Source organism: Actinophytocola xinjiangensis (assembly GCF_001921215.1).
GTDB lineage: Bacteria > Actinomycetota > Actinomycetes > Mycobacteriales > Pseudonocardiaceae > Actinophytocola > Actinophytocola xinjiangensis.
Genome location: NZ_MSIF01000029.1, coordinates 60,018 through 74,529, shown reverse-complemented (window position 1 = coordinate 74,529; position 14,512 = coordinate 60,018). Strand labels below are relative to the sequence as shown.

Genomic DNA, 14,512 nt, shown 5'->3' with positions numbered 1-14,512 from the left:
TCGACCACCGTGCCGCGGTCCTCGCCGACAGCCACGACGAGCTGCGGCGCGGGCTGACCGCGCTGCGTGACGGCGTGCCGTCCTCGGGGCTGCACCGGGGCGGGCCGGACCTGACCGGTGGCCTCGCCGTGCTGTTCACCGGGCAGGGCGCCCAGCGCCTCGGGATGGGTCGCGAACTGCACGCCCGGCACCCCGTCTTCGCCGCCGCGTTCGACGAGATCGTGGACCGCTTCGACGGCCTGCGCGAGGTCGTGTGGGGCGGCGACGCCGAGGAGCTGAACGGGACGGGGTGGGCGCAGCCCGCGCTGTTCGCGCTGGAGGTCGCGCTCTACCGGCTCGTGGAGTTCTGGGGTGTGGTGCCCGAGTACGTGGCTGGCCACTCGATCGGTGAGCTCGCCGCCGCGCACGTGGCCGGGGTGTTCTCCCTCGACGACGCGTGCCGGCTGGTCGCCGCCCGTGCCCAGCTCATGGCAGCGTTGCCCGAGGGCGGTGTCATGGTCGCCGTCCAGGCCGCCGAGCGGGAGCTGACGCTCACCGACGGTGTGTCGGTCGCCGCGGTCAACGGGCCGTCGTCGGTCGTGCTGGCCGGTGTCGAGGCCGAGGTGCTCGCCGCTGTCGGCGACCGCAAGCACAGGCGGCTGCCGGTCTCCCACGCGTTCCACTCGCCGCTCATGGACCCGATGCTCGCCGGGTTCGCCGACGTCGCCGCGACCGTCGAGTTCCACCCACCGCGCCTGGCCCTGGTGTCCGGACTGACCGGCGAGGTCGCCACCGAGACGGTGTGCACGCCCGAGTACTGGACCGAGCACGTGCGGCGCACCGTCCGCTTCGCCGACTGCGTCACGACCCTGGCCTCGCTCGGCACCCGCCGGTACCTGGAGCTGGGGCCGGACGGCGTGCTGTGCGGCATGGTGGCCGAGTCGCTCACCGACGCGACACCGGTTCCCGCGCTGCGCGCGGACCGCCCCGAGGTCGCGGCCCTGACCGCCGCGGTCGCGGGCCTGGCGGTGGCCGGCACGCCGGTCGACTGGCGCGCGTTCTTCTCCGGCACCGGCGCCCGCACCGTCGACGTGCCGACCTATCCGTTCCAGCGCCGGCGTTTCTGGCCGGCGCCGCCGCCCGCCTCGGCCGGGAACTGGCGCCACCGCGCGGTGTGGCGGCCGATCTCGCCGGCGCCGGCCGGGTTGTCCGGCCACTGGCTGCTGCTCACCCCGCCCGGCGGGCACGCCTGGTCAGCGGTCGCTCCCGACGCGACGGTCGTCGAGGTGACCGACGCGGACCGGGCCGGTGTGGCGCGGCGGCTGCGTGACCAGACCGACGTCACGGGCGTGGTCTCGTTGCTCGCCTTCGCCGACAACGGGTTGGCGCTCACGACCACGGCTGTCCAGGCACTGGGCGACGCGGGCGTCGCGGCGCCGTTGTGGTGCCTCACCTCCGGGGCGGTGGCCGTCGAGAACACGCCCTCCGAGCCGGCGCGGGCGATGGTGTGGGGCCTTGGCCGGGTCGCCGCGCTCGAACACCCGGACCGGTGGGGCGGGCTGGTCGACGTCCCGCCCGAGCCGGATGACGTCGCCGTGTCCCGGGTGCACGCCGTGCTGGGCGGGCAGGAGGACCAGGTCGCCGTCCGCGCCACCGGCGTGTTCGCCAGGCGGATCGTGCGGGGCGCGACGCCCGGCGTCCCGACCCCGTACGTTCCCCGCGGCACGGTGCTCGTCACCGGCGGCACGGGCGGACTCGGCCGGCACGTCGCCCGCTGGCTCGCCGGGCTCGGCGCCGAGCACCTTCTGCTGGTGTCGCGCCGGGGTGTGGAGGCACCCGGCGCGTCCGATCTCGCCGCCGAGCTGGTGGCCGGCGGCACGCAGGTCAGTGTCGCCGCCTGCGACGTCGCCGACCGCGACCAGCTGGCCGCGTTGCTCGCCGAGACCCCGGTCACCGCGGTCTTCCACGCCGCCGGGGTCATCGCCGACGGTGTGCTCGACACCGTGACCTCGGCCGACCTCGACGCGGTGCTGCGGGCGAAGGCGACCGCCGCCGCGAACCTGGACGAGCTGACCGGTGACCTCGACGCGTTCGTCCTGTTCTCCTCGACCGCCGGGTTCCTCGGTGCCGCCGGCCAGGCCAACTACGCCGCCGCCAACGCCTACCTCGACGCGCTCGCCGAACACCGCGTCGCCAGGGGAGAACCCGCGACGTCGGTGGCGTGGGGGCCGTGGGCCAAGGGCGGCATGGCCGACACCGAGGACGTCGCGGCACGCGTGCGACGCGGCGGCTTCACCCCGATGGCCACCGACCGCGCGCTCGCCGCGCTCGCCGACGCCATCGCCGGTCACGACGCGGTGAGCGCGGTCGCCGACGTCGACTGGGCGCGGTACGCCGGCGTGCACGGCGCGCTGCGCCCGCTGCCGCTGCTCGCCGACCTGCCCGAGGTCGCCGCCATCCGCCCGGCGGGCGATCCGGCACGGCCCGCCCCGGCCGCCCGCGACGTGCTCGACCTGGTTCGTGCCCAGATCGCCGCGGTGCTCGGGCACGCCGACGGCTCGACCGTCGACGCCGGCAAGGCGTTCCGCGACCTCGGGTTCGACTCGCTGACCACGTTGGAACTGCGCAACGCGCTCGCCGCCGCCACGGGGCTGACCCTGCCGGCGTCGCTGGTCTACGACTATCCGAACGCCCGCGCGCTCGCCGAGCACCTGGTGGCGGAACTGAGCGGCACCTCGGGCGCGGACGAGACAACCACCACCGTCGCGACCGACGAGCCGGTCGCGATCGTCGGTATCGGCTGCCGGTTCCCGGGCGGGGTGTCCTCGCCGGAGGAGTTCTGGCGGCTGCTGGCCCAGGGCGAGGACGGAGTGTCCGGGTTCCCCGCCGACCGGGGCTGGGACCTGGCCGGGCTCGCCGCCGGTGGGTCGATCACCCGTGAGGGCGGTTTCCTCGACGGGATCGCGGACTTCGACGCCGAGTTCTTCGGCATCTCGCCGCGTGAGGCGCTGGCCATGGACCCGCAGCAGCGGCTGCTGCTGGAGACCGCGTGGGAGGCGTTGGAGCGGGCCGGGATCGACGCGACCACGTTGCGCGGCAGCCGAACCGGCGTGTTCGTGGGCACCAACGGCCAGGACTACGCCAACGTCGTGCGCGGCGAGGGCGCCGAGGTCGCCGGTTACATCGCGACCGGTACCACCGCGAGCGTCCTGTCCGGCCGGGTCGCCTACGCGCTCGGACTGGAGGGCCCCGCGGTCACCGTCGACACCGCCTGCTCGGCGTCGCTGGTGGCCATGCACTGGGGCCTGCGTGCGCTGCGGTCGGGGGACGCCTCGCTCGTACTCGCCGGTGGCGTGTCGGTGATGGCCTCACCCGACGCGTTCGTCGAGTTCTCCACCCAGGGCGGCCTCGCGCCGGACGGCCGCTGCAAGGCGTTCGCGGCCGCCGCCGACGGCACCAGCTGGGGCGAGGGCGTCGGTGTCCTCGTGCTGGAGCGGCTGTCCGACGCGGTCGCGAACGGACACGAGGTGCTGGCGGTGCTGCGCGGCTCCGCGGTGAACTCCGACGGCGCCTCCAACGGCCTGACCGCGCCGAACGGGCCGTCACAGCAGCGGGTCATCCGCGCGGCGCTCGCCGACGCCGGACTGTCAGCGTCGGACATCGACGCGGTGGAGGCGCACGGCACCGGGACCACGCTCGGCGACCCGATCGAGGCGCACGCGCTGCTCGCGACGTTCGGTGAGCGCGAGACTCCGCTGCTGGTCGGGTCGGTGAAGTCGAACCTGGGCCACACCCAGGCCGCCGCCGGAGCGGCCGCGGTGATCAAGATGGTGCTGGCCATGCGCAACGAGCTGCTGCCGCGCACGCTGCACGTCGACGAGCCGACCCCGCACGTCGACTGGTCGGGCGGGTCGATCGACCTGCTGACCGAGGCCGCCCCGTGGCCCGCGACCGGACGGCCGATGCGCGCCGGTGTCTCGGCGTTCGGCGTGAGCGGGACGAACGCGCACGTGATCGTCGAGCAGGCACCGCCGATCGCCGTGACCGAGCCGGAGACGACGGTCGTCCCCACGGTCGTGCCGTGGCCGGTGTCGGGCCGTTCCCGCGCGGCGCTGGCCGAGCAGGTCGAACGACTGAAGGCGGAGGCCGACACCCTGGCCGTCGGCTACACGCTGGCGACCGCCCGGGCCGACCTGCCGTACCGGTCGGTGCTGTTGGCGTCAGGGTTGGGGACGCGTGAGGTCGCGACCGGCGTGGTCACCGGCGAGCCCGGCCCGCTGGCGTTCGTGTTCTCCGGTCAGGGTTCGCAGCGTCCGGGTATGGGCCGGGGCCTGCATGCGCGGTTCCGGGTGTTCGCGTCGGTGTTCGACGAGATCGTGGATCGGTTCCCCGGGTTGCGTGAGGTCATGTGGGGTATCGACGCCGTGGAGTTGAACCGGACCGGGTGGGCGCAGCCCGCGTTGTTCGCGTTCGAGGTGGCGCTCCACCGGCTGGTGGAGTCCTTCGGGGTGCGGCCCGACGTCGTGGTCGGCCACTCGATCGGTGAGATCGCCGCCGCGCACGTCGCCGGTGTTCTCTCGCTGGATGACGCGTGTGTGATGGTGGAGGCGCGCGCCCGGTTGATGCAGGCGTTGCCCGAGGGCGGCGCGATGGTCGCCATCCGGAGCGCCGACGTGACGCTGACCGACGGCGTGTCGATCGCGGCGGTCAACGGTCCGGACAATGTCGTTCTCGCGGGTGTCGAGGCCGAGGTCATGGCGGCGGTGGGGGACCGTGAGCACAAGCGGCTCGCGGTGTCGCACGCGTTCCACTCACCGTTGATGGACCCGATGCTGGACGATTTCCGTGCGGCCATCGCCGGGATCGTGTTCGCCCGACCCACGATCGCGTTGACCAAGGACGTCGGGTCGGTCGACTACTGGGTCAACCATGTGCGCGACACCGTCCGCTTCGCCGACGACGTCACCGCCGCGAACGCCGCCACCTTCCTGGAGATCGGGCCGGACGCGACACTGTCCGCGCTCGTCGACGGAATCCCGTCGCTGCGCAAGGATCGCGACGAGGAGACCACGTTCGTGACCGCGCTCGCCGCGCTGCACGCCACCGGCGTGCCGGTCGAGCTGGCGGTGCTCTTCGACGGCACCGGTGCCCGCCGGGTCGACCTGCCCACCTACCCGTTCCAGCGCACCCGCTACTGGCCCAGGACCCCGGCGACCGCCCTGCCCGTGGACGCCGAGTTCTGGGCGGCCGTCGACCGCGGCGACACCGCCGCGCTCGCCACGTGGCGCGCGAACCTCGGCCGCACCACCGCCGACAGCTGGCGGTACCGGGCCGACTGGGTCCCGGTCACACCGACCGCGCACCCCGGTGGTCGCTGGCTCGTGCTCGCCGCGGCGGGCTCGGCCGACGCCGACGCGGTGGCCGCCGCGTTCGGCGCCGAGGTGGTGACAGTGGCCGACCCGGCCGCCGACGCCGCCGAGCTGGTCGTCGACCTGGTGCTCGCCACCAGCGACGCGCGCGAGGTCACCGGCGTGATCTCGTTGCTGGCACTGGACTCCTCGGTCCCGCCCCGCCTCGCGTGGCCGGCCGAACTGGTCACCGTGCTCATCGCGGCGGGAGTGTCCGCGCCGCTGTGGTGCCTGACCCGCGGCGCCGTGCACACCGGCGTCACCGCACCCGGCCAGGCCGCGTTGTGGGCCGCCGGCCGGATCGCGGCGCTGGAGCACCCGAGGCGTTGGGGTGGCCTCGTCGACCTGCCCGGCGGCGATGTTCCCGACGCCCTCGTCGCCGTCCTCACCGACGGCACCGAGGACCAGGTGGTGGTGCGCGCCGACGGTGTGGCCGCCCGCCGGGTCGTCCGCGCGACAGCGGGCCAGGCGTGGCAACCCCGCGGCACCGTGCTGGTCGTCGGCGCGGCGGGTGCCATGGGCGCGGCGACCGCGCGGTGGCTGCTGGACAACGGCGCCGAGCACGTCGTGCTGACCACCCGTCGCGACGGCGTCGAGGCGGGCCCCGACACCACGGTGGTGACCTGTGCCGCCGACGACACCGCCGGGCTCGCCTCGGTGGTCGCCGACCGGGCGCCGAGCGCGGTCGTACTGGTCGACGCCGAGGTGACCGGAGACCCCGGGCTGGAAGTGCTGGTGCGTGAGGTGCTCGCCGCCGCCGGGTCGGTGGCCGCCGCCGTCGCCGACCATGAGCTGGACGCGTTCGTGTTGTTCGGTTCCCTCGCCGGGTTCTGCGGGCTGCGCGGCCAGACCCACACGGCCGTCGCGGGTGCCGCGCTGGAGGCCTACGCCGCGATGCGACACGCCGAGGGTCTGCCCGCGCTCGCCGTGTCGTGGGGCGCGTGGGCCGGCGTCACCCCCGCCGAGGCCGGCAACCACGAGAACCACCTGCGGCTGACGGGCCTGCCCGCCATGGACGCCACCCTGTCGCTGGCCGCGTTGCCCGCCGCGACCGGGCCGTCGGTGGCGATCGCCGACGTCGCGTGGGATCGGTTCGCCCCCGCCCACACGGCCGGGCGCGACAGCCGACTGTTCGACGAACTGCCCGAGGCCCTCGCCGCCCTGCGCGACGCCGACCAGAACGACTCCGGCCAGACCACGAACGCACTGCGCGCCGAGCTGGCGGCCCTTCCTGAGGCGGCCCGCGCCTCCCACGTGCTGACCCTCGTGCGGGAGACCGTGGCGACCGTGCTGGGCCACTCGGGTGCGGCCGACATCGAGCCCGTGTGGCCGTTCGCCGAGCTCGGCTTCGACTCACTGTCCTCCTTGGATCTGCGCAGGCAGCTCAACGCCGCCACCGGCCTGAACCTGGCCTCGACGCTCGTGTTCGACCACCCGACGCCGGCCGCCCTCGCCGCGCATGTGCTGACCGAGCTGACCGGCGACGGCGCGGAGGAGAACGCCGAGGTGGTCGGCACGGCCGCCGACGACGATCCGATCGTCATCGTTGGTATGGCCTGCCGCTACCCCGGCGGGATCTCCTCTCCCGAGGACCTGTGGCGGCTCGTGGTCGACGGCGGTGACGCCACCGGCGACCTGCCCGCCGACCGCGGCTGGGATCTCGACGGGTTGCGGGACGGCGACCGGAACGGCCAAGGCGCGAGTGTGGCGCGGCGCGGCGGGTTCCTGCCGGGCGCCGCCGAGTTCGACGCCGGTCACTTCGCGATCTCGCCCGCCGAGGCGATGGTGATGGACCCGCAGCAGCGGCTCGTCCTCGAGGTCACGTGGGAGGCGCTGGAACGGGCCGGCATCGACCCGATGTCGGTCGACGGCCAGGACATCGGCGTGTTCGTCGGCGGCGGCACCGGTGACTACCGGCCCCCGATCGGCGACACCGACGGCTACTGGCAGACCGCGCAGTCCGGCAGCCTGCTGTCCGGTCGTGTCGCGTACACGTTCGGCCTGCACGGTCCGACGGTGTCGGTCGACACGGCGTGCTCGTCGTCGCTGGTGGCGTTGCACCTGGCCGCCGCCGCCGTGCGGTCGGGTGAGTGCACGGCCGCGCTCGCCGGCGGTGTCACCGTGATGTCGTCCCCGGCGGTGTTCGTCGAGTTCGGTGGGCTCGGCGCGTTGTCCTCCGACGGCCGCTGCAAGGCGTTCGCCGACTCGGCCGACGGCACCGGCTGGTCGGAGGGGGTCGGCATGCTGGTCGTCGAGCGGCTCTCCGCCGCCCGCGCTGCCGGACACCGGGTGCTCGCCGTCGTGCGTGGCTCGGCGATCAACTCCGACGGCTTCTCCAACGGCCTGACCGCGCCGAGCGGTCCCGCGCAACGCAAGGTCATCCGTCGCGCGCTCGCCGCCGCCGGACTGGCCACATCGGACATCGACGCGGTGGAGGCGCACGGCACCGGGACCACGCTCGGCGACCCGATCGAGGCGGGCGCGCTGCTGGCCACCTACGGCCGCGACCGTGAGACTCCACTGCTGCTCGGCTCGGTGAAGTCCAACATCGGCCACACCCAGTCCGCGGCGGGGGTCGCGGGCGTGATCAAGATGGTGGCGGCCATGCGGCACGGGCTGTTGCCGCGCACCCTGCACGTCGACCGGCCGTCGTCGCACGTGGACTGGTCGTCCGGCGCGATCGAGCTGCTCACCGAGAACACCCCGTGGCCGGACACCGACCGGCCACGGCGCGCGGCGGTCTCGGCGTTCGGTGCGAGCGGCACCAACGCCCACATGATCCTGGAGGCCGCTCCCGAGGAGCCGGTCGATTCCGTGGCCGGTCGGGAGACGACCGTGGTGCCGGTGCTCGTGTCGGCACGCTCGAAGGACGGGGTGGCGGCGCAGGCCAGGCGGCTGCTGGCTCGGCTCGCCGAGACCGACGCCCGGCCGCTGGATGTCGCGGCGGCCTCGGCCACCACGCGCGCGACGCTCGACGTCCGCGCCGCCGTCCTCGCCGGCGACCGGGCAGGCCTGGTCGCCGGGCTGACCGCGTTGGCCGACGGTGACCGCGCCCCCAACCTGCTGCTGCACGAGACCCCCCGCACGAGCCCGCTGGCGTTCGTGTTCTCCGGTCAGGGTTCGCAGCGTCCGGGCATGGGCCGGGGGCTGCACGCGCGGTTCCCGGTGTTCGCGTCGGCGTTCGACGAGATCGTGGATCGGTTCCCCGGGTTGCGTGAGGTCATGTGGGGCACCGACGCCGTGGAGTTGAACCGGACCGGGTGGGCGCAGCCCGCGTTGTTCGCGCTGGAGGTGGCGCTGCACCGGCTGGTGGAGTCCTTCGGTGTGCGGCCCGACCTCGTGGTCGGCCACTCGATCGGTGAGATCGCCGCCGCACACGTCGCCGGGGTCTTCTCGCTCGACGACGCGTGCACGCTGGTGCGGGCACGCGCCAGCCTGATGCAGGCACTCCCCGAGGGCGGCGCCATGGTCGCGCTCCAGTGCGCGCCCGAGGAGCTGACGCTGACCGACGGGGTGTCGATCGCGGCGGTCAACGGGCCGGAGTCCGTCGTGGTGTCGGGGATCGAGTCCGAGGTCATGGCCGTCGTCGGGGATCGCAGGCACAAGCGGCTCGCGGTGTCGCACGCGTTCCACTCGCCGCTGATGGAGCCGATGCTCGACGACCTGCGCGCCGCGGTCGCCGGGATCACCCCACGTACCCCGGTGATCCGGATGGCCAAGGACGTCACCGATCTCGAGTACTGGGTGACCCACGTCCGTGACACCGTCCGCTTCGCCGACGACGTCGCCGAATTCACCGGCACCTACCTGGAGATCGGCCCCGACGCGACCCTCACCGCGCTCACCGGCGGCATCGCGGCACTGCGCCGCGACCGCGACGAGGAGACCACGCTGGTCACCGCGCTCGCCACCGCCCACACCCTCGGGGTACCGGTGGACTGGGCGGCGTTCTTCGCGGGCACCGGCGCCGTTCGGACCGACCTGCCCACCTTCGCCTTCCAGCGCCGCCGCTACTGGCCACAGGCCGTCACCGCCCCAGCGAGCACCGGGGGCGACTTCTGGAACACGGTGACCGACGAGGACTTCGCCGGCCTGGAGTCCGCGCTCGACGTCGACGGCGACGCCCTGGCCAAGGTGCTGCCGGCGCTGTCGGACTGGCGACGCCGCCGCGCCGACGAGGCCACCGTGGACAGCTGGCGCTACCGCGCGGACTGGCGGCCGGTCGACGTGCCGGCACGGCCGGTCGCCGGCACCTGGCTCGTGGTGGTCCCCGAGGACGGACCGCCGCCGGAGTGGACCGCCTCGGTCACCGCCGCGCTCGGCGCGCACACGGTGGTCCTGCCGTCGGGCGACCGGTACGCCACCGCCGACATGCTGCGCGCGGCCACCGCCGGTGTCGCCGGCGTCACGGGTGTTCTCGCCCTGCCCGGCGCTGGCCAGGCCGGCGACCACGCCGCCCGCACCACCACCCTGCTCCAGGCACTCGGCGACGCCGGACTGTCCGCGCCGCTGTGGTGCGCCACCCGAGGCGCCATGACCGTCGGCAGCGAGATCCCGGCCGACCCGGCCCAGGCCGCGATCCACGGGCTGGGCACGGTCGCGGCACTCGAGTACCCGGACCGTTGGGGCGGCCTGGTCGACCTGCCGGAGATCCTCGACGACCGCGGCGCCGCGAGCCTCGCGGTGGCTCTGGGCGGGATCGACGAGAACCACCTGGCGATCCGTCCGACCGCCGTCTACGCCCGCAGGCTCACTCCCGCCCCAGCCCCGGCCGACCGTCCCCGGTGGACGCCACGGGGAACGGTGCTGGTCACCGGCGGTTCCGGCGCGCTCGCGGCGCACGTGGCACGAGCCATGGCGAAGGCGGGAGCCGACCACCTGGTGCTCGCCAGCCGACGGGGCACCGCCACCGAGGGCCTCGTCGAGGAGCTGGCCGGCACCCGGGTCACGCTGGCCGCGTGCGACGTCGCCGACCGCGACCAGCTGGCGGCGCTGCTCGCCGAACACCCGCCGTCGGCCGTCGTGCACACCGCCGGGGTGCTCGACGACGGCGTACTCGACCGGCTCACCCCGGACCGGTTCACCGAGGTGTTCCGCGCCAAGGTCGACTCGGCGCTGTTGCTCGACGAGCTGACCGGCGACCTCGACGCGTTCGTGCTGTTCTCCTCGGCCACCGCCACCATCGGCAACCCAGGCCAGGCCGGCTACGCCGCCGCCAACGCCGTGCTCGACGCGCTCGCCGAACGGCGGCGCGCCACGGGTAGGGCCGCCACCTCCATCGGGTGGGGCGCCTGGGCCGGCGGCGGGATGGCGGACGACGCCGAGGCCACCCAGGCGGCGCGACGCGCCGGGATCGCCTTCATGGACCCGGTCCTGGCGTGCGCCGCGCTCGTCGAGCTGGTCGCCGAGCCGGGCGCGACGGCACTGGTCGCCGCGCTCGCCGGGCAGGGAGGTCCGACGGGCCGCGGGCCGGCGCTGCTGCGGGACCTGCCCGGCAACGGCGAACAGAACGGCGTCGAACTGCCCGCACCGGAGGAGTTCCGCGACCAGGTGCGCGCCGCGCCGAAGGCGGGGCGGCAGGAGCTGTTGCTGGACCTGGTTCGCGAGCGGGCCGCGGAGGTGCTGGGACACCCCGACGTGTCGGAGGTGGGCCCGGACAAGCCGTTCCGTGACCTCGGGTTCGACTCGCTGGCCACCGTGGAGCTGCGCAACCAGCTCACCGCCGTGACCGGCCTGTCCCTCGCGTCGACCCTGGTGTTCGACCACCCGACCCCGGCCGACCTCGCCGCCCACCTGCTTGGTGAGCTGCTCGGCGACGACCAGGCCGAGCCGGACGACGAGACCACGGTGCGCGCGCTGCTGGCCACCGTCCCGCTGACCAGACTGCGGGACCTGGGCGTCCTGGAACCGTTGCTGGCGCTGGCGAACGGGACCGAGACCGGAGCTGACGCGGTCGACGACATGTCCGTGGACGACCTGGTGCGTGCGGCACTGGACGGAGTTGAGAATGACTAGCGACAAGGTCGTTGAGGCGCTGCGCGCGGCGGTCAAGGAGTCCGACCGCCTGCGCAGGCAGAACCGGCAGCTCGTCGCCGCGGCCACGGAACCGATCGCGATCGTCGGCATGAGCTGCCGGCTGCCCGGTGACGTGTCCTCGCCGGAGGACCTGTGGGATCTGGTCGTCAACGGCCGGGACGCGATCGGGCCGCTCCCGACCGATCGCGGCTGGGACACCGACGTCCTCCACGACGCCGACGTCGACGCCCGCGGCATGGAGGTCAGCCAGCAGGGCGGGTTCCTGTCCGGGATGGCCGACTTCGACCCCGGCTTCTTCGGCATCTCGCCCCGTGAGGCGCTCACCATGGACCCGCAGCAGCGGCTGCTGCTGGAGACCAGCTGGGAGGCGTTGGAACGGGCCGGCATCGACACCTCGCGGCTGCGCGGGTCCCGCACCGGGGTGTTCATCGGCACCAACGGTCAGGACTACCAGTACCTGATGATGCGGTCGCTGGACGACGCCACCGGCGACGTCGGCACCGGCATCGCCGCCAGTGCCACGTCCGGGCGGATCGCCTACACGTTCGGCTTCGAGGGCCCGGCGGTGACCGTCGACACCGCGTGCTCGTCGTCGCTGGTGTCCTTGCACCTGGCGGCGCAGGCGCTGCGGGCGGGGGAGTGCGCTCTCGCGCTGGCCGGCGGTGTGAACGTCATGTGCACCCCGGGACCGCTGCTGGAGTTCAGCCGCCAGGGCGGGTTGGCCCGCGACGGCCGCAGCAAGGCGTTCTCCGACGACGCCGACGGCACCGGCTGGTCCGAGGGCGTCGGTGTACTGGTGCTGGAGCGGTTGTCCGACGCGGTCTCCCACGGGCACCAGGTGCTGGCCGTGGTCCGCGGCTCGGCGGTCAACGCCGACGGCGCCTCCAACGGCTTCACCGCGCCCAACGGCCGCGCGCAGCAACGGGTCATCCGCGCCGCGCTCGACGACGCTCGACTGTCCACCCAGGACGTCGACGTCGTGGAGGGGCACGGCACGGGCACACCGCTGGGCGACCCGATCGAGGCGACCGCCCTGCTCGCCACGTACGGCCGCGACCGGGAACGGCCGCTGCTGCTCGGTTCGGTCAAGTCCAACCTGGGGCACGCGCAGGCGGCCGCGGGGGTGACCGGTGTGATCAAGATGGTGCAGGCGATGCGCCACGGCGTGGTCCCGCCGACGCTGCACGCCGCGACCCGATCGTCCCATGTGGACTGGTCGACCGGCGGTGTCGAGCTGGTGACCGAGGCGACCCCGTGGCCGGAGACCGGCCGGGTCCGTCGTGCGGCCGTGTCGTCGTTCGGCGTGAGCGGCACGAACGCGCATGTCGTGGTGGAGCAGGCGCCCGAGACGGCCCACGCGGAGCCGGTCGCCTCGGTGTCGGCTTCGGTGCCGGTGGTGTTGTCCGGTCGTGGCGCGGACGCGTTGGCCGCTCAGGTCGACGCACTGCTGGCGCATCTGTCGACCAGGGACGTCGCCGTCGGGGATCTGTCGCGGTCGTTGACGACCGCCAGGGTGTCGTTCGAGCACCGGCTCGGCGTGACAGCCGAGACCACGGCCGAGCTGTGCGAGACGTTGGCGGCGTGGCGCGCCGATGGCCGGGCGCCGGGTGTCGTGACCGGTGTGGCGCCCGCGCGGGTGAAGTTGGGGATGTTGTTCGCCGGTCAGGGTGCGCAGCGTCTCGGTATGGGTCGTGAGTTGTATGCGCGGTTCCCGGTGTTCGCCTCGGCGATCGAGGCGGTGTTCGCGGAGCTGGATCCTCGGGTGCGCGAGGTGATGTGGGGTGTCGATCCGAGTCTGGTGGACGACACCACGTGGGCGCAGCCCGCCCTGTTCGCCCTGGAGATCGCGCAGTACCGTCTGGTCGAGTCGTTCGGTGTGCGGCCGGATCTGGTTGTCGGGCACTCGATCGGTGAGATCGCGGCGGCTCACGTGGCGGGTGTGTTGTCGCTGTCGGACGCGTGTCGTCTGGTGAGTGCTCGCGCGTCGCTGATGGGCGCGTTGCCGCCCGGCGGCGCGATGGTGGCCGTACAGGCCGGCGAGGACGAGCTGACGTTGACCGACGGTGTGTCGATCGCCGCGGTGAACGGCCCGAACTCCGTTGTGGTGGCGGGTGTCGAGGCCGAGGTGATGGCCATCGTCGGTGACCGCAAGCACAAGCGGCTTCCGGTGTCGCACGCGTTCCACTCACCGCTGATGGACCCGATGCTCGACGACTTCCGGGCGGCGATCGCGGGGATCGTGTTCCACCAACCGGAGATCTCGATCGCCGGTGCGGTCACCGACCCCGAGTACTGGGTGAACCACGTCCGTGACACCGTCAGGTTCGCCGACCGACTCACCGAGGCCGCCGAGACCGGAATCACCGGCTTCCTCGAGATCGGTCCGGACGGTACGTTGTCCGCGCTCGCCGCCGACACCGGACTCGCCGTCCCCGCGCTGCGCCGCGACCGTGATGAGCAGGACGCGTTCGTCGGGGCGCTCACCCGCCTGCACGTCGCGGGCGTGACGGTCGACTGGGCGCCGCTCTACGTCGGTACCGGTGCGGTGATCGACCACGACCTGCCCACCTACGCGTTCACCCACGAACGGTTCTGGCCCGAGGTCGTGGCCAGGGCGGGTGACGTGTCCGCGCTGGGACTGACCGAGGCCGGACACCCACTGCTCGGCGCCGTACTCACCGTCGCGGGGACCGGTGAGTGTGTGCTCACCGGACGGTTGTCGACGGCGGTCACCCCGTGGCTCGGTGACCACCGGGTCGGCGGCCGGAACCTGGTGCCCGGCGCCGGTTTGGTCGAACTGGTACTGCACGCCGGTGACCACGTCGGCTGCGAACACCTGGCGGAACTGACCATCCTGGTGCCGGTCGTGCTCGGCGGGACCGAACCGCTGGACATCCAGGTGTGGCTGGCCGCACCGGACAGCGAGGGCGCGCGCCAGGTCGGCGTGTACTCCCGCCGGGCCGACACCGGTCTGGAGTGGACCCGGCACGCGACCGGCTCGGTCGAGCCCGCCGCCCCCGAGGAGCCAGGGCTGGACACCACCGAATGGCCGCCGGCCGGCGCCGCACCGGTGGATGTCACACGGCTCT

2 protein-coding genes (both only partly in view) are annotated in these 14,512 nt (G+C 74.0%); both read left to right on the top strand.

Annotation, left to right across the window (positions count from 1 at the left end; all coding sequences use genetic code 11):
• A protein-coding gene (locus tag BLA60_RS36360; RefSeq protein ID WP_075137621.1) for a type I polyketide synthase crosses the window boundary here: on the top strand, positions 1 to 11,402 show its final stretch. The gene continues 15,250 nt to the left of window position 1, outside the view; only the last 11,402 of its 26,652 coding nucleotides appear in the window; the start codon falls outside the window, past its left edge; it ends in the stop codon at positions 11,400 to 11,402.
• On the top strand, positions 11,371 to 14,512 hold the 5' end (the start) of the coding sequence (locus BLA60_RS45950) for a type I polyketide synthase (RefSeq protein WP_425427123.1). 17,384 nt of this gene lie beyond the right edge of the window; only the first 3,142 of its 20,526 coding nucleotides appear in the window; it begins with the start codon at positions 11,371 to 11,373; the stop codon falls past the right edge of the window. The genes BLA60_RS36360 and BLA60_RS45950 overlap by 32 nt, the downstream gene beginning before the upstream one ends.